The sequence below is a fragment of the Pseudomonas fitomaticsae genome (assembly GCF_021018765.1).
Classification (GTDB): Bacteria; Pseudomonadota; Gammaproteobacteria; order Pseudomonadales; family Pseudomonadaceae; genus Aquipseudomonas; species Aquipseudomonas fitomaticsae.
The window spans coordinates 3,858,281-3,883,624 of the sequence record NZ_CP075567.1; the positions used below are offsets into that span (position 1 = coordinate 3,858,281).

A 25,344-nucleotide genomic window follows, 5' to 3' on the forward strand; every position below is an offset into this window, starting at 1 on the left:
CAAAAACGGGCCGTGTGGCGGTGAACAGTTGTGCGCAATGAATGATTGCGTCACGCTCCCGCCATCTCATAGGCCTTATGTTCATTGCAGAGCGATGCCGGGACAACCGTAAAATCGACCCGCAATCCATGACTAAAACGAATGAATCCGCGAACCCTCACTCCCTCGATGTCGTTGCTGCTGGCATTTGAAGCCGCCGCACGCCATGAAAGCTACACCCGCGCCGCCCACGAACTGTCGCTGACCCAAAGTGCGGTCAGCCGGCAGGTGCAGATTCTGGAAAAGATGCTCGGCGTGCGCCTGTTCAGCCGCGAAGGTCGGCGGGTGATCCTCACCGACGTCGGGCGCCTGTATCAGCGCGAACTGTCCGAAGCCCTCGGCCAGATCCGCAGCGCGACGTTGCAGGCCATGGCGTTTGGCTCAGGGATTCACAGCCTGCGCCTGGCGACCCTGCCAACCTTCGGCTCGAAATGGCTGCTGCCGCGCTTGAAGGACTTCTACACCGCGCACCCGGGCATGACAGTGCACCTGCATTCACGCATCGAAACCATCGACTTCGACACCAGCGAAATCGACGCGGCAATTTGCGTCGGCGGCGGCGACTGGCCGGGGCTGACCGCCCACCGTCTGCACACCGAAGAACTGGTGGTGATCGCCAGCACGCAGCTATCCGATGCCGAACGTCGTGCAGCCGACCAGGATATCGCCGGGCAACTGCTGCTCAACGTCAGCAGCAATGCTCAGGCGTGGAGCGAATGGTTCAGCCATCACGCCCTGCCCCATCGCAGCATGCGCATCGGCCCGAGCTTCGAGATGACCTCGCATTTGATCCAGGCCGTGCGCGCCAACATCGGCATCGGCCTGGTGCCGAGGATTCTGGTAGAAGACGAGTTGCACAACGGCGAGCTGCTGCAACTGGGCGAACCGATCAGCAGCCGACGCAGCTATTACCTGGTGTATCCGGCGCGTAATGAGTCGCTGGCGTCGCTGAAGGCGTTTCGCGACTGGTTGATGCGTACGCTCTGAAACAACAGAGGGCGCTGTTCGGCGCCCTCTGGTTTTGCTCGATCAGAATCGCGGCTTCACCGCTTTCCAGTCAGGTTTATAGCGCTGCATCTGCCGCACATCATCGCGCTGGCGGATGCCGCAGGTCAGGTACTGATCGTGCAGCTTGCCCAGTTGATCGTGATCCAGCTCCAGCCCCAGCCCCGGTGCACGAGTGATCTTCACGCAGCCATCGATGATCGGCAGTTTGCCGCCCTTGATCACCTCCTCATCCGGTTCCTGCCACGGGTAATGGGTGTCGCAGGCGTAGTCCAGATTCGGCACGGCAGCTGCCACGTGCGCCATCGCCATCAGGCTGATGCCCAGATGTGAGTTGGAATGCATCGACACGCCGAGGCCGAAGGTATCGCACATTTTCGCCAGGGTCTGGGTGTCGCGCAGGCCGCCCCAGTAGTGGTGGTCGGCGAGGACAATCTGCACGCTGTTCTGCGCGACGCTGCGGCGGAACTCGTCGAAGTCGGTGACCACCATATTGGTCGCCAACGCTAGCCCGGTGCGTTTGTGCAGCTCGGCCATGCCGTCAAGGCCCGGGGTCGGGTCTTCGTAATATTGCAGATCGTCGCCCAGCAACTCGGCCATGCGGATCGAGGTTTCCAGCGACCAGTTGCCGTTGGGATCGATGCGCAACGGATAACCGGGAAAGGCCTTTTTCAGCGCCTTGATGCATGCCACTTCGTGCTCCGGCGGCAGCGTACCGGCCTTGAGCTTGATGCTCTTGAAACCGTACGCCTCGATCATTCGCGCGGCCTGGGCGACGATCTGCTGCTCGTTCAGCGCTTCGCCCCAGTTATCCGGTTTGTACGGTGAATCGACGTGCTGCGCATACTTGAAAAACAGGTAGGCACTGAACGGCACTTCATCACGCACCGCCCCGCCCAGCAGATCCACCAGCGGCACGTTCAGGTAGCGAGCCTGCAAGTCGAGAAACGCCACTTCGAACGCCGAATACGCATTGCTCACAGCCTTGCTGGCGTGGGAACCGGGCGCCAGTTCGGCACCGGCCAGACTGGCTGGTTTGTTGGCAGCAACCGTCGCCTGAACGATGCGACGCAGCTGATTGAGGTTGAACGGATCAAGGCCGATCAACTGCGACTGCAACTGTTGCTGGATCGCCAGCGCCGGGGCATCGCCATAGCTTTCGCCAAGACCGATATAGCCGTTGTCGCTCTCGATCTCGATGATCGAGCGCAGGGCGAAGGGTTCGTGGATGCCACTGGCGTTGAGCAGCGGCGGATCACGGAAAGCGATCGGAGTGACGGTTACGCGAGTGATTTTCAAAATGACGCTCCTGTTGAGTCGGAATCAGTGGCTCGCCACCGGGCTGGCCGTCGGCGCAACGGCGGTATCAGGTTCAGGCTTTGCCGGGGTGTTGCTCTTGGCGCCAGGCGCCATGCGGGCAAAGAAGATCACTACCGCCGCAACCAGTGAGGTCGCGGCCAGGCCATACAGGCCGCCCTCGATGGAGCCGGTGGTCTGTTCCAGAAAGCCGAACGCGGTCGGCGCAACGAAGCCGCCGAGGTTGCCGATGGAGTTGATCAGCGCAATGACCGCCGCCGCGATGCGCGCATCCAGATAGCTTTGCGGAATCGGCCAGAACAGCGCCGAGGCCGCCTTGAAGCCGATGGCCGCAAAACAGATGGCGACGAAGGCAAAAATCGGCCCGCCGGTGGTGGACATGAACATGCCGAACGCGGCGATCACCAGGGTCAGCGCAACCCAGGCCTGCTGGAATTTCCACTTGCCGGCCAGCGCCGCAAAGCCGTACATCGCGACGATGGAAATGATCCACGGCACCGAGTTGAGCAGCCCGACCTGGAAGTCACCGAGGTTGCCCATTTTCTTGATCATGCTCGGCAGCCAGAAGGTGGCGCCATAGATGGTCAGGGCGATGGAGAAGTAGATGAAGCAGAACAGCGCGATCTGCCGATCCGCCAACAGTTTGAACATCGAAGGTCTGGCGACGTGGGTTGCTTCGCGGGCACGTTGTTCCTCGGCGATTGCCGTCACCAACGCGTCACGCTCCTCTTCGCTCAGCCACTTGGCCTGACGGGGGTGGGATTGCAGCCAGAACCAGACAAACCCGCAGAGCACCACCGACGCGGCGCCTTCGATCAGGAACATCCATTGCCAGCCGTGCATGCCCAGACCGTTGATGTGCAACAGCGCGCCGGACACCGGGCCGGATATCACCGAAGCAATCGCCGAACCGCTGAGAAACACCGCCATGGTTTTGCCGCGCTCCGAGGCTGGCAGCCATTGGGTGAAGTAATAAATGATCCCCGGAAAGAACCCGGCCTCGGCAGCGCCCAGGATGAAGCGCAACACGTAGAAACTGGTTTCACCCTTGACGAACGCCATGGCCATTGCGGCGGCGCCCCAAGTGAACATGATCCGTGTCAGCCAGGCCCGGGCGCCGTAGCGTTGCAGGAGCATGTTGGACGGCACTTCAAACAAGGCGTAACCGATGAAAAACAGACCGGCGCCAAGGCCATAGGCAGCGGCGCCGATACCCAGATCGGTTTCCAGATGACTGCGCACGAAGCCGATGTTGACCCGGTCGATGTAGTTGACGATGAACATCACCACGAACAGCGGCAGCACATGGCGCTTGACCTTGGCGGCGGCGCGGGCGAGTACCGTGATGTCCGGCGGACTCTGGAGGGTATTCAAGGGGCGACTCCCGATCTTTGTTTTTGTTGGGATGGCCTGTTCAGGCGTAGAGCGATCATGGACGGAGCAATTGATCCCGTCTAATCTAACTTGGCATTCGATTGATACCTGGATTAGATCAATGTTCGAGCTGACCCAACTGCGCTGCTTCACCACCGTCGCCACCGAACTGAATTTCCGCCGTGCCGCCGAACGGCTGAACATGACCCAGCCGCCACTGAGCCGCCAGATCCAGTTGCTGGAACATCACCTGGGCGTCGAACTGTTTACCCGCAGCACACGCAGCGTGGCGCTCACCGCTGCCGGCCGCGCATTCTTCATCGAGGCGCAAAACCTGCTCGAACGCGCCCAGCAAGCCGCCGTCACTGCCCGGCGTTTTGCCGAGGGCGATATCGGTTCGGTGAACATCAGTTTTGTCGGCAGCGCGGTGTACGAGTTTCTGCCCAAGGTCATCGCCGAAGCGCGCCTCAAGCAGCCGCAGGTGAAGATCGACCTGACTGAAATGAACACCTATCAGCAACACGAAGCCCTGCGTGCCCGACGCATCGACCTGGGTATCGTCCGCGCACCGTTGCTGGAACCGGGCTACGCCACCGAATGCCTGGTGCGCGAGCCCTTTGTGCTGGCGGTGCCGAGTGGTCATCGACTGGCCGAGGCCGACGACGTTTCAGTGAAGAACCTGGATGGGCAGCCGTTCCTGATGTATTCCCACGCGGCCTATCCGCCGTTCAACGAATTGCTCACCGGTATGCTGCGCTCGGCCCGGGTCGCTCCGGATTACGTGCAATGGCTGGGGTCTTCGCTGACGATTCTGGCGCTGGTCAACGCGGGCATGGGGCTGGCGCTGGTGCCGCGTTGCGCGACCAGCGTGGTGTTCAGGAATGTGGTGTTTCGCGAGATCGATCTGGGCGAAGGGGTGCAGAGCGAACTGCATCTGATCTGGCGGGAGAACAACGACAACCCGGCGTTTGCGATGTTGCTGGAGGGCATTCGCCGGGCGGTGAAGGATGGATGGGGTTAAGAGCGGGCTTGCGGTGATGGGGGGTACTTCAGCGGTGGGGGTGCCTTTGGGCCCGTGATCAAAGGTTTCTCCAACAGCTTCCCGTCGGCCCCTACGAAAAGTCGCTCCAGATGTTGTGGCATTGGTTGCGGTGCTCTGGCGGTCATGATGAACCCTCTGATGCCGGGCTGAATTCAACCCATTTAACCTTCGCGGAATCTATCAGCAAAAATTCGGCGCCAATAGGATCCAATTTGCCATCTTCGTTGAGCCAGCGTGGAAACCTCATCAAAAACTGTCCGGTGTTCGACTCCGGTGGCCACTCCACCGGCCAGCCTAGAACGCGCCTTTCATCCTCCAGATGAAGGGTGATGAATCGGTCATATTGAGCGAAAGCGCAGAACCATTCACTGGGATAGGAAGATTGTTTCGTTACGTTTCTACTGCGCAACCACCTATGCAATTTGCCATTGGTGGCCAGACAACAAGCCATCAACCCAAGCAACAACGAAGCAGAAAAGGCCCAGCAGGCTTCAGCCTTCGCATCCCACTTCCCTACAGAAAACCCCTTCTCCCCCCACCCACACACAAACCGCTCCAACCCCCAATACCATCCCGTGAATCACAAACGTGAAGATCAACGCCTGCACAATCTGCCCGAACGTATCCGGTCGCTTGAACGCCGTCAGGGTGTAGAAAATCCAGGCCGAGACAAACCCCGGGATCAGGTACTGCAACAACGGAATCACTTCTTTCACCAGATCATCCATGATCGGTCGCTCCTTGAATCAGAAAAACAATCCTCCAGAAACAGCAATGCCGGCCCGTAACGGGCCGGCATTCAAAGCCTAGTGCACGCGGGAAAAACGCCCGCGATCAACTGTCACTGCGCATTACGCATCCTGCAGAATCAGATCCGCGCCCTTCTCCGCCACCATCAGCACCGCCGCATGGGTGTTGCCCGACGTCACGTTGGGGAAGATCGACGCATCGACGATCCGCAACCCCTCGAGGCCATGCACCTTGAGACGCTTGTCGACCACCGAGGTCTGCTCATCCGCGCCCATCGCGCAGGAACCGCACAGGTGATAGATCGAGCCGCAGTTGTCGCGAAAGTACTGCAGCATCTGCTCATCGGTTTCCACTGCCGGCCCCGGCAAAACCTCATCAACCGTAATGCCCTTCAATGAAGGCGCGCCCATGATCTTGCGCATCAGGCGACTGCCCTGGATCACCTCGTCGATGTCCTTTTGCGTGCTCAGGTAGTTCGGATCAATCAGCGCCGCATCGCGCGGATTCTTCGAAGCAATCTCGATGTGCCCGCGACTGGTCGGGCGGCACGGATTGAAGCACAGCAGGAAGCCTGAGTACGGTTCTGGCTTGAGGCTGGCCTTGTTGTTTTTTGGAATCTGGTACGACAGCGGGTTGAAATACAGCTGCAGGTTCGGATGGCTTTGCTCCGGGTTGCCACGGAAAAAACCGCCGGCCTGATTGACGCTCATGGCGAGTGCGCCCTTGCGGGTCAGCAGGTATTTCACGCCGAGTTTGAACTGGCCGAACAGCGAGCTGAGCTCATCGTTCAGGGTCGGGATATTGGCCTTGTAGTAGTAGCTGACGCACAGGTGATCCTGCAGGTTCTGCCCCACTGCCGGCAGGTGTCTGACCACGGGAATCTGATGCTTGGCCAGCAAGGCACGATCCGCCACACCGGACAGTTGCAGGATCTTCGGCGTGTCGACGGCACCGGCGCACAGGATCACTTCCTTGCGCGCCGTGAAGGTCCGCGCCACGCCATGTTGGGTGATGGAAATGCCGGTAGCGCGCTGCTGGCTTTCATCGAACAGTACCCGGTCAACCAGCGCGTAATGCTCGACCGTCAGGTTCGGCCGGCTCAGTGCCGGGTGCAGATGGGCGAAGCTGCTGGAGCTGCGTTGACCGTTGCGGGTGTTGACGTCATAGATGCCCGCGCCTTCGAATTTCGGCCCGTTGAAATCGTCGCTGCGCGGGTAACCGAGTTCATCACAGCCCTTGAGGAACACGTCGCAGATCGGGTGGGTCTGGCCGGCCATCGGGGTAATGCTGATCGGGCCGCTGCCGCCGTGGTATTCACTGTCGCCCAGCGGATGGTTTTCCAGTTTGCGGAAGTACGGCAGCACATCCTTGAAGCCCCAGCCATCGTTGCCGTTGGCCGCCCAGTCGTTGAAGTCATGGGCCTGGCCACGCACGTAGATCATCGCGTTGATCGAGCCCGAACCGCCCTGGACCTTGCCGCGCGGGGCGTAGATTTCGCGATTGCTCAACTGCTTCTGCGGCTGGCTGTAGTACATCCAGTTGAAGGTCGGGTTGTAATACATTTTGGCGAAGCCGACCGGGATCTTGAACCACAGGGAACTGTCCTTGCCGCCCGCTTCCAGCAGCAGCACCGTGTGTTGGCCCGAGGCCGAAAGCCGGTTGGCCAGCACGCAGCCAGCGGCGCCTGCGCCAGCGATGATGTAGTCGTATGTCATGCACGGTTACCGCGTAAGTCGTTGTACAAAATTCGAATGAGCGACGGGATTCCCCTGTGGGAGCGGGCTTGCTCGCGAAGGCGCTTGGTCAGCTGACATTTGTGAACCTGACACACCGCTTTCGCGAGCAAGCCCGCTCCCACAATGGGCCTCTGTCAGCCCTTGGCCGGCGATGTGTCTTTGACGTCGGCCGGGGTCGGGGCCATTTGCAGGTGCAGGCGTGAACCGGTGTACGGCGAATGCTTGCGCACCACATCCATGTTCAGTTCCACGCCCAGGCCCGGCTCGGTGGAAGGGATGATGTAGCCGTCCTCCCACTGCAACGGTTTTTTCAGGACCTCGGCGTGGAAGCCGCCCCACGTCTCGATGCTTTCCTGGATCAGGAAGTTCGGCGTGCAGGCCGCGAGCTGGAAACTCGCCGCCGCACCAATCGGCCCGTTGTACAGATGCGGGGCGATTTGCGCGTAATAGGCTTCGGCCATGCTGGCGATCTTCTTGCCTTCGAGCAGGCCGCCGCAGCGCGCCACGTTCATCTGCAGAATCGACGCACCGCCGGCCTGCAACAGCTTGAAGAACTCGTACTTGGTGGTCAGGCGCTCGCCAGTGGCAATCGGAATGCTGGTCTTGGCCGCGACCTGCGCCATGGCCTCTTCCTGGCCTGGCGGCACCGGTTCTTCGAACCACAGCGGATCGTATTTCTCCAGGCGCTTGGCCAGGCGAATCGCCGAGGACGGCACCATTTGCCCGTGAGTGCCGAACAGCAGATCGCACTTGTTGCCCACCGCTTCGCGGATCTTGCGGCAGAAGGTTTCGCAGCGCTCAAGCACTTCCAGCGAAATCTGATGCCCGGAGTACGCAGTGTATGGCCCGGCCGGGTCGAACTTCACGGCGGTGAAGCCCTTGTTCATGTTTTCAATCGCGCACTCGGCCGCCAGATCCGGGTCGTCGTAGTCGTACTCGCCACGGCTGTTGACCGGGTACAGATAGGTGTAGGAACGCAGGCGTTCGTGAACCTTACCGCCGAGCAATTCGTAGACCGGCTTGTTCGCGGCCTTGCCGATGATGTCCCAGCAAGCCATTTCCAGACCGCTGACCACGCCCATCATGGTCAGGTCCGGACGCTGGGTGAAACCACTCGAATAGGCCTGACGGAAGAAGCGTTCGATGTGGTGCGGATCCTGATTCAGCAGGTAGCGTTCGAACACGTCTTCGATGATCGGCAGCATGGCTTTGGGGCCGAAGGTTGCGGCGTAGATTTCGCCGACGCCTTCAATGCCGCAGTCGGTCTTGAGCTTGACGAACAGCCAGTACATGCCGCCGATGTGCGGTGGCGGTACGGCGACGATATGGGTTTCAAGGGCGACGATTTTCATCTCAGGCACCTGCTTTATTCAAAGATTTGCGATTGATCCGGGCACGCAGGGTCACGGCAGCCAGAGTGCCGATCAGACCGATAGTGGCGATGTAGCCGAAATAGAGCTTGTAGCCGAGGGCGCCGGGGAAATGCTCAGTGAGGTAGCCGTTGATCAACGGGATAAAAGCATCCGGCATGTAACCGACCACCGAGACGATGCCGATGGCCAGTCCGGTGATGCGCAGCGGAATGTTGCAGCTGTCGAGGATCGCCCAGTACAGACCGCGAATCGCGTAGGTCATCAAGCCGATGAAAATCACTGTCGCGATCAGCAGCCCCATGCTGTTGAGCGCCGGGAACACGATCAGCCCGACAATCGCCAGACTCGCCAGCAACAGCGCGACGATCAGCACCGAGATGTTCGAAAACTTGTCCCCCAGCCAGCCGCCACCGATGCCGCCGATCGGGCGCATCCACAGTTTGATGGTGGTGATAGTGCCGGCCATCACGGCGGTCAGGCCGCTGCCTTGCAGGTAGTCCGAAAAGCTGTAGGTGGCCCAGAAGATGTGATACCCGCAGAACACGATCGCGGTGACCAGCCACAGTTCAGGGATCTTCACCAACGTTGCCAGGTCCGTGAACAGGTTGAACTTGCCCTTCTCTACCGGCGGCGTGTCTTCCATCGACTTCGGGTCCTTGATCAGCACCAGCACACAGCCGATGGCGATACAGGTGAAGGCGTAGAGGTAAACCACGTGCTTGAAACCTACGGCGGTGGACTCGCCACGGGTTTCCGTGGCGTAGGCGAACAGCCCCAGCGCAACCGTTGCCAAAAGCGCTTCAACCAGTCCGCGACCACCATCGAGAATGCCGAAGAAGCGGCCCTGCTCGGTGTGATGGGCAATCATCTTCACGCGCTTGAGCACCGAGGCCCAGAACGTCAGGCCGGTGGTCAGCCCCCAGCAACCGAAGATGATCATCAACCCGGTCATCGACGGCGCGGTCGAGTACCACAGGCCCAGCGCACCGGTTGCCACCAGCGAGAAGAAAATCAGGAAACGCGGCGCGATACGGTCGGCCAGCCAACCGCTCGGCAAGTAGCTGAGCAGGAAAATCGTCCCGAGCATCGAGTACAGATAACCCAGCTCGCTGTGGCTGATCTGGAACACCTCGAGCATGGTGGTCTGGTAGACCTGGCGCAGGTACAGAATCGGGTAGATCGCACCGGCGGCGAGCACCAGCAACATCAGTTGGAAATAGCGACTTCCCTTGTCGCTCCGGCTTTTCGAAGCCGAGTTGGAACCCTGAACAGCGGCAGCAGAGGATGCATGCTTGGACATTGAAATGACCTCGGGCGACCCGTGCTCCGGGCGCCCCTGATAATTGTTTTTATAGGTGTAGCGTGAGGCGTGATGCGGTGGATCAGTACTTCATGACCACGAGTCGGGTCTGGGTGAATTCGAGCATGCCGTGCTTGCCGTCATCGCCGCCCAGGCCCGAGCGTTTCCAGCCGGCGTGGTAGCCCTGATACGGATCGGCCGGGGTGCGATTGACGTACAACTCGCCGGCCTCAATGGCATTGGCGACTTTCTGCGCGGTACGGTAGTTCTCGGTGTAGAGCACCGACGACAGGCCGAACTGGTGGTCGTTGGCCATGGCCAGTGCCTCGTCGATGTCGCGGTACTTGAGCACCGGCAGCACCGGGCCGAAGATTTCTTCCTGGACGATTTCCATGTCCTGGCGGCAACCGCTGAGCAGCGTTGGCGGGTAGAAATGTCCAGGGCCTTCGGGCAGCTCACCGCCGCTTTCGAGGACGGCGCCGTCGGCAATCGCGCGCTCGACCATGGCGTGAATGTTCTTCTGCGAACTGGCGTTGACCAGCGGCCCCATCAGACTGGCGTCCGTGGCGCGGTCGCCGAACTTCACGGCAGCGATTTTCGCTTTGAGCAGCGCGAGGAAACGGTCGTAGACGCTTTCCTGCACATAGACCCGCTCCACCGCCGTGCACAACTGGCCGCAGTGAGTGGTCTTGGAGGCAATGATTGCGCTCGCGGCCGCTTCGAGATCGGCATCGGCTTCGATGATTGCCGGGGTCTTGCCGCCCAGTTCCAGCGACGGCTTGGCGATGTTGGTCTTGCAGTAATCGAGAACGATGCGCCCGGCGTTGACGCTGCCGGTCAGCGTGATCAGGCCCACGGCTTTATGGGTGCAAACCGCTGCGGCGGTGGCGTGATCCATGGTCAGGATGTTGATTACGCCGGAAGGCATGCCCGATTGCTCCACGGCTTTGGCGATTTCGAATGCCGAGGTCGGGGTGTTGTTGCTCGGGCGCACCACCACGGTGTTGCCGGCAATCAGCGCCGGAGCGATCTTGCGCAACAGGGTGTAGACCGGGTAGTTGAACGGAATCAGGCACGCGACGACGCCAATCGGCTCGCGGTGCAGGAACAGGTTTTCGTCGGGGCTGTCGCTGGGAATGATTTCGCCTTCGATGCGACGCGCCCATTCAGCGTGGTAACGGGTGATCTGCGCGGCATAACGGGCTTCGTTGCTGGCGTCGCTCAGGCTTTTGCCGGACTCGGCGGCCAGTGCGGCGCCGATGGCTTCGGCGCGATCTTCAAGGGCCGCCGCAAACGCTCGCAGGTGCTCGGCACGCTCGATGCTGGTGAGTTTGCCCCAGACTTTTTGCGCTGCTGCAGCGGCATCGACTGCCGCCGTGGCCTCTTCGGCAGTGGCGGCCGACACCTGGCCGATCAACGCTTCGGTGGCCGGGTTGTAGACCGCGATCAGCGCCGCGCTGGCCGGCTCGATGAAGTGGCCGTTAACAAAATTTCGCTCGACTCGCATGTGCATCGCCCATCGTTTGTTTTTATCGATGCCACCAGTCTTGTCATCGACAGCGGGTTCAACAAACGATTTATCCGGCGATCAAACATTCGAAAAAGGCACGTTACTCAGAAAATCGCCTTCGAAGGCTCAAGCTGGCGCTGCGCCAGCCAGATCTCTTCCTGCAACCACTGACTGAACGCCTGCAATTGCGGCATCTGCGTCTGTTCCGGGCGGGTCACCAGCCAGTAGGACTGGTGCCCTTCGACGTGGACGTTGTGCACCTGGGTCAACTGCCCGCTGGCCAGCTCCGAGGCGACCATGTGCCAGTCGGCGATGGTGATTCCCAGACCATCGACCGCCGCCTGAATCGCCAGATCCAGCAGGTCGAATTCATATCCGCCCTGGGTATCGACCCCGCTGATGCGCGCCGCGTCGAGCCAGTGTTTCCACGTCAGGTAGCGCTGGTCCTCCCGGGCCAGCACATGCAGCAGGGTCAGGCGATTGAGGTCGATGCCCTGCTCGCCGCCCTCTCGCGCATACAGGGTTGGAGCGCACACGGCGATGTGGCGTTCCTGAATCAGCAGCGAACTGTCGAGCCCGTCCCACTCGCCGTCGCCAAAACGGATCGCGCAATCGAGGGTGCTGGTTTCCGCGAGGCTGTCCTGCAAGCGGGTGGTGATGCTCAGTTCCAGTTCCGGATGCTGCTCGCGCAAGCGCCCCAAACGTGGCATCAGCCAACGGCTGGTAAAGGTCGGCGGCGCATTGATGTGAAGACGGTTGGCGTGGGTTTTCTGCTGGATGCTGCGCACGGTCAGTTCGATCTTGTCGAACGACTGATGCAGCGCTCGCAGCAGAATCTTGCCGGCACCGGTCAGTTCGAGATGGTGATGGCGACGCTCCAGCAGACTCTCGCCGAGCTGTTCTTCCAGTTGCCGCACCTGACGGCTGACCGCGCTCTGGGTGACGTTGAGCAACTCGGCGGCGCGGGTGAAGCTGCCGGTGCTGCCGGCCACTTCGAATGCTTTGAGCGCATTCAGGCCGGGCATTTTGCGTTTCATACAAAGGCACTCGAAAACCACTGACAAGGTGCAAAGCATCCCACGACGCTGGCGAATTGTCCTACAGGATTTTCTGAGTAACATGCATTCGATGCAGGTTTCCCCACCGTTTTTATCGTTTGTTCAACAAACCGCAGATGGCAAAACTGCGCGGCATCTCTAATAAAAACAATCGAGAGCCGCTCCATGCCCTTCCCTGCATCTTTGCGCCTGCGCACCACCTCCATCGCTCTGTTCTGCAGCATTGCCGCCCCGGCCATGGCGGTCCAGGTCACCGACAATCTCGACCTTGGCGGCGCCATTCGTGCTCGCTGGGACGTGGACCCTGATCGCGACATTCAAAAGTTTGGTCTCGACACGGTATTCCTCAGCGCCAAGTACAACTCCGACACCTGGATCGGTGAGGCGCAATACCGCTTCTACGGTCGCTCTTACCCGTACCAATACACCAAGGACTATGGCGATATCCGCTTCGCCAAGTTCGCGTGGGTCGGTTACAAGTTCAACCCGGACCAGCAAGTGCAGGTAGGCCTGAACACCGTGCCGTTCGGTTTGCAGCCGTACTTCGGCAGCACCTTCTACGAAACCCTCGGCAACGTCATCGGCCTGGAAGACGTGCAACAGGTCGGCGCCAAGTACATCCAGCAAAGCGGCGACTGGAACCTGCAGGCCGGTTACTACCTGCGCCCGGCCTGGCAAGGCAAAGGCACCAGCAAAGGCGTGACCTATTCCAGCGTCGTATCGGGTGCCGACAGTTACGTGGCCGACGGCAGTGACAACCAGGAACGCAACACCGTGGTGCTGCGGGTAGCCCGGTCGCTGGATCTGGGGTCGTGGAAATCCGAAGTCGGAATCTCCGGCCTGACCTCGGCCCTCGAAAACAAGGACACCGACAACGACGGCCGACGCAACGCCGTGGCCGTGCACTACATGGGCAAGAACGGCCCGTGGGGCGTGCAGTTGCAGGCGGCGCGGCAGCAGATGTCGCCACGTAACGTCGGCACCGATGAACTGGTGACCCTCGGCGGATACGACGGCACTTACAACGTGGCCAGTCGCGGCAATCTGTACGTGGCGGACCTGAGCTACGACGTCGGCGGCAAATACCTGTTCGACCAGATCAGCGGAATCAAGCTGTACGCCAACTACAGCGCCTTCGACAAGTCTGCCAGCGGGTTCAAGACCTCCGAGCGGATGATCCTTGGCACCTCGTTCTCCATCAGCAAATTGTGGGTCGCCACGGAATGGCTGTTCGGCAAGAACGATCCGTATATCGGAGGCAGCAGCTACACCCAAAGCCTTGGCGCGGGTGGGCTGGATCAGTGGGAGAACCAGTTGTATGTGAACGTCGGTTACTACTTCTGACACTCGAACGTTAAGCGCCTGAAAGTCAGTCATCGCTGGCAAGCCAGCTCCCACAGGATTGATGGCGGCCGCAATATTTGTGGTCACCTTGAACTTGTGGGAGCTGGCTTGCCAGCGATGGCGTCTGTCCAAACAACACTTGCATCCGCCCCTTACCAATAGTCAGATAGGCCCCTCTCAAAACAACAATAAACCGCCCGGTCCGGAGTCCTGCCTCCATGCGTCAACTGCCCTCGCTCAACACCCTGCGCGTGTTCGAAGAAGTCGCCCGTCATCGCAGTTTCAGCCAGGCCGCCATCGGGCTGAACGTCACCCAGGGCGCGGTCAGTCGCCAGGTCAAACAGCTTGAAGATTACCTCGGCGTGGCGCTGTTCGTGCGCACGCCTCAAGGGCTGTCGCTGACCGAAGCCGGCAGCAATCTTTCCCCGCATCTGGCCGAAGCCTTCGACCACATCGAACGTTCTCTGCAAGCGGTGCGTGTGCCCAATCTGCGCCAGCGCTTGAAAGTGCTCGCACCGCCGACCTGGGCCACCCGCTGGCTGTCGCCGCACCTGCGCGCGTTCTGCCAGCGCTACCCGGACATCAACCTCAGCGTGACCAACCAGATCGGCCACAACAGCCTCACGGAAGTCGATTGCCACATCCGCTTCGGCCTCGCGGCAGCGCCCCACTGCGTCAGCCAATTGCTGGTGATGGAACGGCACATCGCGGTGGCCAGCCCGGAACTGTTCAACGGCGATCAACCGCCGGATCTGCGGCAGTTTCCGCTGCTGCACATCCTGCACGACGGCAAGCGCTTGAAGGTCTGGGAAAACTGGCTGGCGGCCATGGGCCGGGACGACATCGATGCCGGACAAGGGCTGGAATTCAGCACCCTGGATCAGGTGATCCACACCGCACTCGCAGGCGGCGGTCTGGCGGTGATCGATAGGCAGATGATCGAAAAGGAACTGGCCAACGGCAGCCTGCGGCCGATCACCCCGATTGAGGTGATCGGCCCTTATGGCTATTGGCTGGATGTGGCGAATGATAAGCAGGGGTTGTCGAAGGTGAGGCTGTTTACTGAATGGCTAGGGGTTGTCAGCAACCCCTGACCTGCACTTGTCAGATTGGCGTTGCGACTTTGCCGACCGTCCCGACTCCTGCTTCCACCGGACTCTGCGCCTTGCACGCCTGACTCAACGTCAACGACTTGGTCTCCGGCGCCCAAGCCCACGACAGCAATGCGCCAATCCCCAGGATCGCCGCAAGAATCCCCATGGTTGGGCTCAACCCGATCCCCGCCACACTCACCGGCAACAGAAACGTACTGACCGCCGAACCCAGACGACTGACCGCCGTCGCCAGGCCAATCCCGCTGGCCCGCACTTCCGTCGGGAAGCTCTCCGCCGGGAACACGCCCACCAGATTGCTCACCGCCGACAGCACCAGCGTGAACACGCCGAACACCAGCACCATCAGCCACGCCGCGCTGCCCGGCAACACCGCCAGCAGAAACAGCGCCACCGCCAGAATGATGAACGAATTGATCAGGAACCCGCGCCGGGTGAATTTGATCGTGCACCAGATGCCGATCAACGCGCCGAGGATCAGCAGCATGTTGAGCATCAGCTCGGTGCCGAAGCCTTCGGCCAGGCCCATCTTCTGCAGGATCGACGGCAGGAAGGTGTAGATGGCGAAGTACGGCATGACGATGCAGACGAAGAACAGGCAGTTGAACGCCGTGCGTTTGCGGTATTCGCGGCTGAACAGCACCGCGTAGCCCGAACGGGTTTCGCTGGAGCGGGTTTCATCCAGCTCGACGTTATCGCCCAGATGCTTTTTGACGATGGCACGGGCTTCGGCCACCCGGCCCTGATTGACCAGCCAGCGCGGTGATTCCGGCGTACCGATTCGCGCGATCAGAATCAACGCGGCCGGAATCGCCGAAGACGCCAGCATCCAGCGCCAGGCATCGTCACCGAGGCTGAGCATCGCGGTGCCGACGAAGGTCGCCGCGACGTAGCCGAAGGTCCAGATCACACTGAACGAACCCAGCAACACGCCGCGATGTTTCTTCGGCGCGAACTCGGCGAGCATCGCGTGGCCGACGCTGAAATCGCCGCCCAGGCCGATGCCGATCAGCACCCGGCAGAGGAACAGGCTCATGGCGGTTTCGACGTAGAACTGCATCACCGAAGCGATAGTGATCAGCACGAAACTGACCAGGAAGATTTTCTGCCGGCCGACCTTGTCCGAGATCCAGCCGAAAAACAGACTGCCGAGAAACAGACCGATCAACGCCGACGCGCCGATCAGGCCCTGCCAGAACGCGTCGAGCTGCATCTGCGGGCTGAGCAAGGTGAATGCGATGCCGATCAGGCCAAGGATGTAGCCGTCGGTAAAGTGCGCGCCGAAGGTCAGGCCGGCGATTTTGATATGGAAGCGCCCGATGGGCAGGTCATCGATCTTTACGGGTTGAGCGGACATGTTCGTCTCCAATTGTTGTTATTGACGGAGAAACGGAAAGCTCTGGGAGAACCCTGGGGGAGCGAACTCCCGCAGGGTTCGGGGAGGTCTAGAGACCGCCCATCAACAGGTATTTGATCTCCAGATAGTCATCCAGACCGTACTTCGAACCTTCACGCCCAAGGCCCGATTCCTTGATGCCACCGAACGGCGCCACCTCTGTGGAGATGATCCCTTCGTTGATGCCGACCATCCCGGCTTCCAGCCCTTCGGCCATGCGCCAGACCCGGCCGATGTCGCGGCTGTAGAAGTACGCCGACAGACCGAACGGCGTGTCGTTGGCTCGCGCCAACACTTCGGCTTCGTCCTTGAAGCGGAAGCACGCGGCCACCGGGCCGAAAGTTTCGTCCTGGGCAATCAGCATGTCGCCACTGGCTTCGGTGAGGATGGTCGGTTCGTAGAACGTGCCGCCGAGGGCATGACGACGGCCGCCGCACAACAGCGTGGCGCCCTTCTCCAGCGCATCGCTGACGTGGGCTTCAACCTTGGCCAACGCGGCGGCGTTGATCAGCGGACCTTGCTCGGTTTCACCGTCCAGCGCACTGCCCACGCGCATCGCCGCCACGGCTTCGGCGAGTTTGCCGGTGAAGGCTTCGTAGACGCCGTCCTGAATGAAGAAGCGGTTGACGCAGACACAGGTCTGCCCGGTGTTGCGGAATTTCGAGGCCATCGCGCCCTTCACGGCCGCGTCGATGTCGGCGTCGTCAAAGACAATGAACGGCGCGTTGCCGCCCAGTTCCAGCGAAACCTTTTTAAGGGTGTCGGCGGCCTGGCGCATCAGCAGTTTGCCGGTGCGGGTCGAGCCGGTGAACGACAGCTTGCGCACCACGCTTGAGGCTTGCAGCGCGCCGCCGATGGTCACCGCGTCGCCGGAAACGATGTTGAACACGCCCGCCGGAATCCCGGCCTGCTCGGCCAGCACCGCCAGGGCAAATGCCGACAGCGGCGTTTCTTCCGAGGGTTTGAGGATCATCGTGCAACCCGCCGCCAGCGCCGGGCCGACCTTGCGGGTGACCATCGCCAGCGGGAAGTTCCACGGAGTGATCGCCGCGACCACACCGATGGCTTCCTTGGTCACGATGATCCGCGCATCGGCCTTGTGGCTCGGGATCACATCGCCGTAGGCACGCTTGGCTTCTTCGCCGAACCACTCGAGAAAACTGGCGGCGTAGACCACTTCGCCCTTGGCTTCGGCCAACGGTTTGCCCTGTTCGCGACTGAGCAAGGTCGCCAGTTCCTGCTGGTTGGCGAGCATCAGATCGCTCCAGCGTTTCAGGCGCTGGCTGCGCTCCTTGGCGGTGAGTTTGCGCCACGCCGGCAAGGCACGGTTGGCGGCCTCGATGGCGAGGTTGGTTTCCTCGGCGCCGGCCTTTTGCACGTCGGTGATCAACTCACCGTTGGCCGGGTTGCGCACCGGATATGTCGCGCCGCCCAGGCCCCACTGGCCGTCGATGAAGTTGCCGTGACGGATCAATTCGCTCATGCCACCGCCCCCTGCAACGTGAAGCGCTCCAGCCCCGGACGGGCGGTGCGCAGTATGCGTTTGCCGGCGGTGTAGTCGTTGATCACATCGCACGGGGTGTAATTGCGCTCCAGCTCGTGCAGCTCTTCGGCATCGAGTCTGGTTTCCAACGCCGCCAGTGCGCTGTCGAACTGCGCGGTGGTGTCGGCGCCGACCAGCATGCAGTCCACGCCCGGGTGATTGGCGACCCAGGCCTGGGCGATCTGCGCGTTCGAAACGCCACGGGCACGGGCCACGCGCTGTACCGAATGAGCGATTTCGAACGAGGCTTCGTCGCTGTACATCTGCTGGGTGAAGAAGTCGGTCTGGTTGCGGGTCGATTGCACGTCACCGGTCAACAGGCCACGGGCCAACGGACTGAACACCGAGACGCCGATGCCCTGATCGCGGCAGAACGGAATCATCTCGCGCTCTTCCTCGCGGTAGGCGCAGTTCAGTTGCAGCTGCATGTTGATCGGCTTGACCCAGCCATTGCGCTCGCAGGCCATGAGGATTTTCGCCAGTTGGCCAGTGAGCATGGTCGACACGCCGATGTAGCGCGCCTTGCCGGAACGCACGATGTCGTTCAACGCGCTCATGGTTTCTTCGACCGGGGTGTTCACGTCGAAGTAATGCAGCATGAACACGTCGACATAATCCATGTCCAGACGCTTCAGCGAGGCATCGATGCTGTCCATGATGTGCTTGCGCGAATGACCGCTGGCGTTGATGCCGTTGCGGGTGCCGTAACCGACCTTGGTGGTGATCACCAGGTCTTCGCGACGGGCCAGACGCTTGACGATGCGCCCTACCACTTCTTCGCCGACGCCGGCGGAATAGAAGTCCGCCAGGTCGATGAAATTCACACCATTGTTGAGGGCGTGGGCGACGATCGGCTCGCTTTGTTTTTCATTGAAGATCCACGGTTTCCAGTCCGGGGTGCCCATGTTCATGGTGCCCAGGCACAGGCGGGAGACTTGCAGGCCGGAGTTGCCCAAACGGATGTATTGCATGGCGCGGACCTCAGGCTTTTGGCGTGTAGAAAGGGTTGCTGATGTGGTTGACCACATCCTTGAGCTGCGCGGTTTCCGGCTTGCCGGTCAGGGCGGCGCGGATCGCGGTGCGGCAGGCGTTGTAGTTGTTCAGATAGACCGCATCGAGGTCATCGCAGGCCGGGTTGACCCAGTTGGCGGTGACGATGGCCCACTCGTCTTCGGCTTCCGGCGGCAGCGTGCCGTCGAGCAGCGCTTCGAGCACAGCCTTGGCGATACCGGCCTGGGAAGCGCCCCAGGTTGCGTTGCCGTGCAGGTCGCTGCTGATGGCAGCCTTGTTGACGTACAGGGTCATCGGCTTGACCGGAATGTTCGGCTGGGCGATCACCATGAACGGGCAATGGCCCTGGCTCGGCGACGCCAGACTGTTGGCAAACGCCTGCCCCGCCGGACCGTTGCGCGGGCCGATCAGGATATTGATGTGCGCGGCATTCACGCCCGGGCCTTCGAAACCTTCACCGATGTACAGGTCGAGTTCTTTCATCAGTCATTACTCTTTGCGATGCAGAGGGATTTTTTGGGGTGATCGACAGCTCACGCGGGCCAAATGGCCAACGGGATCAATAACGGACGTGGGGAGACGCGAAGGGAGAATCGGGACATGGCTGCAAACGCTCTCTGGTTGTTATTGATGAGCTGTGTTTGCGATTTTTTAACACCGGGGATCAGGCCGGCCGTAACCATTAAAAATCATGGGGCCATGAAGTTTAGTCATAGCCTTTTGTGGTGGCAAAAAAAATCCCGCTCGGGCACGGGATTTTTTCGGACTGTGCTGATTACGCGACGACAGGGATCATCGGATCCGCAGCCGCCAGCGCGATGGCACGGTCAGCGGCCGGCGGGTAGATCCACTGGGTGTTGATCTGGGTCTTGAGCGACTTGCCCTCCTCCTTGACCAGTTTCACCTGACGATCCCAACCCTCGGTGTACACCGCGCCCCAGGCGCCGAGATCGAGGCAGGTCACGTATTTCGGCTGGCTGTAGGGCGTCGGGTCGACACCCAGAATCTGCGCCGCAACGTTGTTGCCGGCGTGACGACCGAGGGAAATCGCGTGCTGGCAGGTCATCAGGGCGAAGTTGCCGATATCGTCTGTGGCCGCGTATGCCACGTCGCCGGTGGCGAAGATGTCGTCCTGGCCGATGACTTTCAGGTTGGCATCAACGTGCAGACGGCCCTGACGATCACGCTCGGCAGGAATCTGCTCGGTCAGGGAGCTGGCGCGTACACCGGTGGTCCAGACCACGGTTTTTGCCTCGATGCGCTGGCCGTCCGACAGGGTCACGCCATTTTCATCGACCGACAGCACCGACACACCCAGTCGCCATTCAACGCCCAGTTCTGCGCTCGCTTCGGCAATCGACACGCTGATCGCTTCGCCCATGGAGGCGCCGACTTTCTGCGCACGGTCAACGATGATCACTTGAACATTGGCATCAGCGCCCAGCACAGCCCGCAGACGCGCCGGCATTTCAGTGGCGGTTTCGATGCCGGTGAAGCCTCCGCCGGCGACGACCACGGTGTTGCGCGCCTGGCTTTCAGGCTGACCGATCAGCGATTCCAGGTGGTTTTCCAGACGAATCGCGGCTTCGATCTGGTCGACGTCAAACGCGTATTGCGCCACGCCCGGGGTGTCCGGCAGGGCCAGTCCGCTGCCGGAGGCCAGCACCAGTTTGTCGTAGTTGAACACCTGCTGCGCACCGGCTGCGTCGGTGTAGCCCACGGTTTTCGCCTGTACGTCGATGGTGTTCGCCGCGCCTTTGATGAAGTTGACGCCGACCGCGTCGAACAGATCGCCCAGCGGCGCCGCCAGCGTGTGGGCATTCGGCTCGTAGAAACGTGGGCGAACGCGCAGCTCGGCCTGCGGCGCCAGTACGGTCACGTCGATGTTGTCCCGATTGTGAATGTCGACCAGACGCGTGGCACTCAACGCCGTCCACATGCCACCGAAACCTGCGCCGATTACCAGAATGTGCTGTTTCATTGTTCTCTCCAGGCACGAAGCCAAGTCACTGAATGAGGTTGAAGGATTCACATCATCGGGAGCGGACACGTCTGTATTTTTCAAGAACGCGGAAGGCTGCTCATCGGATAACGGCGACTGTATTGGTCGCCTTTAAATCCGACAAGTCAGATTTTGTGATGATTAGCATCGAAAACTTCGATTGCTCAAACCGATCACCGAAGCGCTGCACAACTCGTTGATTTAGCTGCAAACCAAGAAAACAGGAGCATCCGTGGCCAAACAACCCAAGCGTTCTCGATTTGTTTGCCACGAACAACCCTGATAACATCGGCGACAAATACAGTCGGAGATAGTTATGTCGCTTTACAGTGCGGGGGTCGAGTACGGCATTCACTGCCTGGCCTTTCTGGTGGGCAGCGGCGGTGACAGTCGTGAAGCCAGCGTGCGCGATCTGGCGGAGCTGCAAGGGGTACCGCTGGACTACCTGGCGAAGATCTTCACCAAACTGGCCAAAGGCAAACTGGTGGAATCCACCGGCGGCGTGCGCGGCGGCTTCACTCTGGCGCGACCGGCGGACGAAATCACCTTGCTCGATATCGTCAACGCCATTGATGGTCGCAAGAACATTTTCGAATGCCGGGAAATCCGCGGGCGTTGCGCGCTGTTTGACGGCTCACCGCCGGACTGGGCGCTGGAAGGCACCTGCTCGATTCACGCCGCGATGATGACCGCGCAAAAGCGCATGGAAGAAGCCCTCGCCCAGCAGACCATCCTCGACATCGCCAGAAAGGTCGGACGCAAGGCACCGGCGGGATTCAACAGCCAGGTAGAAGACTGGATACAGGATCGCCGGGAAAAGAAGACCGGCGGTGCCAGCATCCCGCTCACCGACATCTCGGACTGAGCCCGATCAGCAGGCAAAAAAAAGCAGAAACCGATCACCGGTTTCTGCTTTTTTCATTTCGACCTCACAGGCAGTCGCGCACCGCTTTGCGCAACGACCCTGACTTCGCCCACGGCGGCCCCTGATACAGGGAAACGCGGCTGCCGTCCTTGTACTTGACCACATCGAGAATCTCGTCGGCGGTGACGATGCTCGGCGCGGTGATCCGGTAGCCATTAGAAATGGACGTCTGGGACGTCTTGGCAACGTCCTGCTGCCACAGTGGCAGTACACATGCGGCGTAGTCCTTGGGAGTCTTGCCGCTGATCTTGCTGACATTCGGCTCGCCCGGCACCAGTGACGCAGGCAACGAACAACCGGCCAATGCCGCCAACAGCATCCCCCCGATCAACATCCGCATAGTGATTCCTTCATCTGAAAAAACGCGAATGTACCCTGTAACTGTTCGGACATCCATCGTAGCGCTCTGCCTGTACTCCCCGAAAACCGGGCCATTCAGCTCATCGACAGAAGACCTTGCCCCACACCGGAAAAATGCGGCTACTCTGTTTTACCGAGAATGTTCCGGAGGTGATCATGCGGCTCAATGAATACGAACACGAACTTCAGCGCGACCTGCAAAGCGTGGCATCGGACCTGAGATGGTCGGCGGTGGACCTCAAGCGCATCGCCGAGCAACTGCGCCAGTCTGGCAACGAAGCGGACGCCCAGGCGGTGCTTCGATCCTGCGAGGTGCTGCAAAGCGATGAAGAGCGCCTGCAACTGTATGCCCGGGAAGTGAAAGCCCGCGCCATCAGCCGAACCAAAGTCCACTGAACCTCACCCTGCCCACAGCAAAAAGCCCCGGACAACCGGGGCTTTTTCTTCACAGACCTTCAGTCTGCCTTGCGACCGCGTGCGCGGCTTTTGTACCCCGGCAGAGCGGCAGCGTACGCCAGCGCTTCCTCGCGACTGGCAAACGAAGCGAGCCGGTCACCCTGCGTGCAGACCCGCCACGGGCCGTTGTTCACGCTGAGTACGTCGTAGCCATTCATGTGCATTTTGTTCAGCATCGCCATGCTCATAGGCACCTCCTGTCTGCTGACGAACTTTTCCACCTTACACCCGCAACGCACTGCCGTGCCGACCGGACGTCGCACCGTGCCGCGTCAAGTCTCCGGCACTTTTGTCCCTGTCAGGCACTCAGAAGCTCTAAACCGGCAGCGGCCCAAATATTGCTACTTCATGACAGTTTTATGACAAGCGGCAATCGGGTAACACATGAAAGTACGAGCAACCGTCATCTGCGAGCAGGATCGACACATTCTCCTGGTGCGCAAACCCAGGTGCCGCTGGAATCTTCCGGGGGGCACTGTCGAGCCGGGAGAAACCCGCGCAGAGGCCGCCGCCCGAGAACTCAAAGAAGAGACCGGACTGGACAGCGATGACATGCTTTATCTGATGGAATTGCAGATCGGCAGCACCCGCCACCACGTCTACGAGGCGTCGGTGCTGAACATCGATCAGGTTCGGCCGCTGAATGAAATCGTCGACTGTCTCTGGCACCCGCTTGATGCGGTGCAGAATCTGTACGTCAGTGACGCCACGTTGAGCATCGTCCGCGCCTTTCAGCGACGCCTTTGACCCTCAGCCGGCGAACGCCCGGCGTCCGGCGCTCATCTCAGTACGCAATTCACCGATGAAATTGGAGATGTCACGAATGGTGACCAGGTGCTCCGGGGAAACCCCGTTGAGCAACAGGTCGACACGCCCGCTGTCGGGTTCGTAAACCTTGATCTGCAAGAGTCCCTGCGCCGTTTCAGTGCAATCGCAATACAACGGCGAAAAGCCGGATTCGACGATGCGGCAAATGTCGGCAATGGCAATCATGGGGGCACGCCTCACAGGCGTTGGCTCGGGCGACCCGATCAGCATAGATGAGCTTTTGTCGCCTTGCTCTCACCGACACCCGCAAAATGTGCCAACCGCTTCACATCTTCAAGTCGCCGCTCTCAATGGGCGTCATGGTCCCAGATCCAGTTCCATATTCCCGGCAGGTTCACCGGTTTTGACGACTCGCCCACCGTGCGCGCCAGCGCGGCTTTTTCCAGTGCCGCGCGATCGTCATAGAACGGTTTGTCCGCCAGTCGCACGCCGGTGGCGGCGGCGCTATCGAGCAGAATCTGCAAGTACTCACGGGTGTGTCGAGCGGTATAGCGATTGAGGTCATGGAAGGTCACCACCACCGGAATCACCCCATCCACTGTTGGCAATTCGCCGAGGGCAATCTGTTCCCGTACTTCCGAGAGCTGACGCAGCATGTTCGCCCGCCGCCGGGGGCTGGCGTTGAAACCCCAGATCTTGCCGTCGTTGGCACTCAGGTCGGTCAGCAATACCTGCATATGGTGCTGCTGATAGGCGGCGAAGGTGCGTTTGTCGTAGTTCCAGAACGGCGGGCGCAATAACGTCGGTGGCGCGCCGGTGATCGCCGCGATGTCCGCTGAACCGTTGGTCAGCGAGGTTTCGAGCTCATCCGGGTCGAGCAATCGATGATTGGTGTGCCAATGGGTGGCGGTGTGAAAGCCCAGAATGTGTCCTTCGTTATGCTCGCGATGCATGACTCGCCGACCGATTTCGCTGTTGCCCGCTCGCGGCGCGCCGGTCTGGACGAAAAACACCGCTTTGATCCCCGGTTGCAGGGGGTTGTCCTTGAGGCTGTCGAGCACAGTGTCGGTGGGATTGAAAAAACTGGACGCGCTGGGCCCGTCATCGAAGGTCAACAGGAAACGCACAGGCGCCTGAACCTTGAGCCGGGCCTCGGTCTGCGCAGTCATTTCGATGGGAGCGGCGATGCACCCGGCCAACCCGACGGCCACCGCCATCGCGCAGAAAAGCTTGAACCACTGTGTCATGTTTTGCCTTGAGCCCGACCGTTTCGGTCATGTTGTCGATTGGCAAAACTCCTTCGCCGCTGCTGCCTCCCTGCGACCCAATGAGATGGGCCGAGGTTGGATAAAGATACACAGGGTTTGGTTCCGGCGCTCGCTCAGCGTGCCAGCGCCTGTTGAAACGAGCTGTCGATGATCCCCACCGTGGCCAGCGGAGCCGGCAGCGCCTTGACCTTGAACAGGAAGTCGGCGGTGCTTTGCAGATCGGCGGCGGCCTGTTGATCCACCGGGCCGACGGTCATGTGCGCCTGGCGCAACCAGTGCCGCGAAACCTGCTGATCGAGGTTGGCTTTCTTCGTCCACAAGTCGGCGTATTCGTCGGTGTGGCTGTCGACCCAGGCCCGGGCCTGGGTCGGCGGCGTAAGTCAATGGCGTTGCAAACAGTGCGCTGGTCAACGCGGCGCGTAGGAAACGTGAGAGATTCATGGCGAGTCCTGCAGAGGGATTTTTATAGACCATAGCGCTCTTACAAATCAGATTTGAAATTCGATTAGCGCATAACCTCAGCACCTTCCCGCCGCACTGTTGGCCGAGCAACAGTGGCTCGGCACAGTGTTTTCCCTGCAACACTTCAAACCTGCAAAACCGTGGTTAAACCCCGTAAATACGGGACAAGGCGCACATGGCACAGAGCCTGCAA

At 60.5% G+C, this 25,344-nt stretch carries 23 protein-coding genes and 2 pseudogenes; 7 read left to right on the top strand and 18 right to left on the bottom strand.

The annotated features are described in order from the left end of the window. Positions 1 to 141 precede the first annotated feature (141 nt). Positions 142 to 1,026: a LysR substrate-binding domain-containing protein gene (locus KJY40_RS17185; RefSeq protein ID WP_230731362.1), complete on the top strand. Its 885-nt coding sequence runs from the start codon at positions 142 to 144 to the stop codon at positions 1,024 to 1,026. 42 nt (positions 1,027 to 1,068) lie between these two features. Here KJY40_RS17185 and KJY40_RS17190 read toward each other — a convergent pair whose 3' ends face one another. Both KJY40_RS17190 and KJY40_RS17195 read right to left on the bottom strand, forming a co-directional pair. After that, complete coding sequence (locus tag KJY40_RS17190) at positions 1,069 to 2,343, bottom strand: glucarate dehydratase family protein (RefSeq protein WP_230731363.1); 1,275 nt, start codon at positions 2,341 to 2,343, stop codon at positions 1,069 to 1,071. 24 nt (positions 2,344 to 2,367) lie between these two features. Continuing rightward, on the bottom strand, positions 2,368 to 3,735 hold the full coding sequence (locus KJY40_RS17195; protein WP_230731364.1) for an MFS transporter: 1,368 nt from the start codon (positions 3,733 to 3,735) through the stop codon (positions 2,368 to 2,370). Between the two features lie 121 nt (positions 3,736 to 3,856). Between KJY40_RS17195 and KJY40_RS17200 the strand changes: the two genes are divergently transcribed. Next, positions 3,857 to 4,756 (top strand): LysR substrate-binding domain-containing protein, encoded by a 900-nt coding sequence (locus tag KJY40_RS17200; protein ID WP_230731366.1) that lies wholly within the window; start codon positions 3,857 to 3,859, stop codon positions 4,754 to 4,756. A gap of 142 nt (positions 4,757 to 4,898) precedes the next feature. On the opposite strand, the pseudogene KJY40_RS17205 reads toward KJY40_RS17200, so the two are convergent. The 6 genes and pseudogenes from KJY40_RS17205 to KJY40_RS17230 all read right to left on the bottom strand — a co-directional run bounded on the left by KJY40_RS17205 (position 4,899) and on the right by KJY40_RS17230 (position 12,483). After that, positions 4,899 to 5,505, bottom strand: a pseudogene (locus tag KJY40_RS17205) (DUF6338 family protein). Positions 5,506 to 5,628: 123 nt separating this feature from the next. Further along, positions 5,629 to 7,242: a GMC family oxidoreductase gene (locus KJY40_RS17210; RefSeq protein WP_230731367.1), complete on the bottom strand. Its 1,614-nt coding sequence runs from the start codon at positions 7,240 to 7,242 to the stop codon at positions 5,629 to 5,631. 155 nt (positions 7,243 to 7,397) lie between these two features. Beyond that, entirely contained in the window at positions 7,398 to 8,615 is a 1,218-nt protein-coding gene (locus tag KJY40_RS17215; protein ID WP_230731368.1) for a mandelate racemase/muconate lactonizing enzyme family protein, read from the bottom strand. Between the two features lies 1 nt (position 8,616). Further along, positions 8,617 to 9,936, bottom strand: a complete 1,320-nt coding sequence (locus KJY40_RS17220; protein WP_230731369.1) for an MFS transporter — start codon at positions 9,934 to 9,936, stop codon at positions 8,617 to 8,619. Between the two features lie 82 nt (positions 9,937 to 10,018). After that, positions 10,019 to 11,443, bottom strand: coding sequence for an aldehyde dehydrogenase (gene aldA, locus KJY40_RS17225; RefSeq protein WP_230737722.1), 1,425 nt, complete (start codon positions 11,441 to 11,443; stop codon positions 10,019 to 10,021). 107 nt (positions 11,444 to 11,550) lie between these two features. Then, positions 11,551 to 12,483, bottom strand: coding sequence for a LysR substrate-binding domain-containing protein (locus KJY40_RS17230; RefSeq protein WP_007950486.1), 933 nt, complete (start codon positions 12,481 to 12,483; stop codon positions 11,551 to 11,553). Between the two features lie 186 nt (positions 12,484 to 12,669). On the opposite strand from KJY40_RS17230, the gene KJY40_RS17235 reads away from it, so the two are divergent. Further along, positions 12,670 to 13,848, top strand: a complete 1,179-nt coding sequence (locus KJY40_RS17235) for a hypothetical protein (RefSeq protein WP_230731370.1) — start codon at positions 12,670 to 12,672, stop codon at positions 13,846 to 13,848. Between the two features lie 218 nt (positions 13,849 to 14,066). Further along, positions 14,067 to 14,942, top strand: coding sequence for a LysR substrate-binding domain-containing protein (locus tag KJY40_RS17240; RefSeq protein WP_230731371.1), 876 nt, complete (start codon positions 14,067 to 14,069; stop codon positions 14,940 to 14,942). 10 nt (positions 14,943 to 14,952) lie between these two features. On the opposite strand, the gene KJY40_RS17245 is transcribed toward KJY40_RS17240, so the two are convergent. The 5 genes from KJY40_RS17245 to KJY40_RS17265 form a co-directional block, all read right to left on the bottom strand. Then, positions 14,953 to 16,317, bottom strand: coding sequence for an MFS transporter (locus KJY40_RS17245; RefSeq protein ID WP_230731372.1), 1,365 nt, complete (start codon positions 16,315 to 16,317; stop codon positions 14,953 to 14,955). Between the two features lie 88 nt (positions 16,318 to 16,405). Beyond that, positions 16,406 to 17,839: an NAD-dependent succinate-semialdehyde dehydrogenase gene (locus KJY40_RS17250; RefSeq protein ID WP_230731373.1), complete on the bottom strand. Its 1,434-nt coding sequence runs from the start codon at positions 17,837 to 17,839 to the stop codon at positions 16,406 to 16,408. Further along, a complete protein-coding gene (locus KJY40_RS17255; RefSeq protein WP_230731375.1) occupies positions 17,836 to 18,870 on the bottom strand; it encodes an aldo/keto reductase in 1,035 nt (344 codons plus the stop codon). Before KJY40_RS17255 ends, KJY40_RS17250 begins: the two co-directional genes overlap by 4 nt. Positions 18,871 to 18,880: 10 nt before the next feature. Beyond that, positions 18,881 to 19,393 carry a formaldehyde-activating enzyme gene (fae, locus tag KJY40_RS17260; protein ID WP_007950493.1) on the bottom strand — a complete coding sequence of 171 codons (513 nt, stop codon included), beginning with the start codon at positions 19,391 to 19,393 and terminating at the stop codon, positions 18,881 to 18,883. Between the two features lie 292 nt (positions 19,394 to 19,685). After that, the gene (locus tag KJY40_RS17265) at positions 19,686 to 20,891 is read right to left on the bottom strand and encodes an NAD(P)/FAD-dependent oxidoreductase (protein ID WP_230731377.1); all 1,206 of its coding nucleotides are present in this window, start codon (positions 20,889 to 20,891) and stop codon (positions 19,686 to 19,688) included. 337 nt (positions 20,892 to 21,228) lie between these two features. On the opposite strand from KJY40_RS17265, the gene KJY40_RS17270 reads away from it, so the two are divergent. Continuing rightward, on the top strand, positions 21,229 to 21,777 hold the full coding sequence (locus KJY40_RS17270; protein ID WP_230731378.1) for an RrF2 family transcriptional regulator: 549 nt from the start codon (positions 21,229 to 21,231) through the stop codon (positions 21,775 to 21,777). 64 nt (positions 21,778 to 21,841) lie between these two features. On the opposite strand, the gene KJY40_RS17275 is transcribed toward KJY40_RS17270, so the two are convergent. After that, positions 21,842 to 22,177, bottom strand: a complete 336-nt coding sequence (locus KJY40_RS17275) for a hypothetical protein (RefSeq protein ID WP_230731379.1) — start codon at positions 22,175 to 22,177, stop codon at positions 21,842 to 21,844. Positions 22,178 to 22,353: 176 nt separating this feature from the next. On the opposite strand from KJY40_RS17275, the gene KJY40_RS17280 reads away from it, so the two are divergent. Then, on the top strand, positions 22,354 to 22,593 hold the full coding sequence (locus tag KJY40_RS17280; protein WP_007950501.1) for a hypothetical protein: 240 nt from the start codon (positions 22,354 to 22,356) through the stop codon (positions 22,591 to 22,593). 59 nt (positions 22,594 to 22,652) lie between these two features. Here the strand turns inward: KJY40_RS17280 and KJY40_RS17285 are convergent, their stop codons facing one another. Further along, a complete protein-coding gene (locus KJY40_RS17285) occupies positions 22,653 to 22,841 on the bottom strand; it encodes a hypothetical protein (protein WP_007950503.1) in 189 nt (62 codons plus the stop codon). Between the two features lie 196 nt (positions 22,842 to 23,037). Here KJY40_RS17285 and KJY40_RS17290 point away from each other — a divergent pair, with 196 nt between their 5' ends. Beyond that, positions 23,038 to 23,400: an NUDIX hydrolase gene (locus KJY40_RS17290; protein WP_230731380.1), complete on the top strand. Its 363-nt coding sequence runs from the start codon at positions 23,038 to 23,040 to the stop codon at positions 23,398 to 23,400. A gap of 3 nt (positions 23,401 to 23,403) precedes the next feature. On the opposite strand, the gene KJY40_RS17295 is transcribed toward KJY40_RS17290, so the two are convergent. The 3 genes and pseudogenes from KJY40_RS17295 to KJY40_RS17305 form a co-directional block, all read right to left on the bottom strand. Beyond that, positions 23,404 to 23,646: a DUF1652 domain-containing protein gene (locus tag KJY40_RS17295; protein WP_230731381.1), complete on the bottom strand. Its 243-nt coding sequence runs from the start codon at positions 23,644 to 23,646 to the stop codon at positions 23,404 to 23,406. Between the two features lie 122 nt (positions 23,647 to 23,768). Next, positions 23,769 to 24,668, bottom strand: a complete 900-nt coding sequence (locus KJY40_RS17300) for a polysaccharide deacetylase family protein (RefSeq protein ID WP_230731382.1) — start codon at positions 24,666 to 24,668, stop codon at positions 23,769 to 23,771. Positions 24,669 to 24,802: 134 nt separating this feature from the next. After that, positions 24,803 to 25,054 (bottom strand): annotated as a pseudogene (locus KJY40_RS17305) (ABC transporter substrate-binding protein); the annotation flags it as partial. Between the last annotated feature and the right edge of the window lie 290 nt (positions 25,055 to 25,344).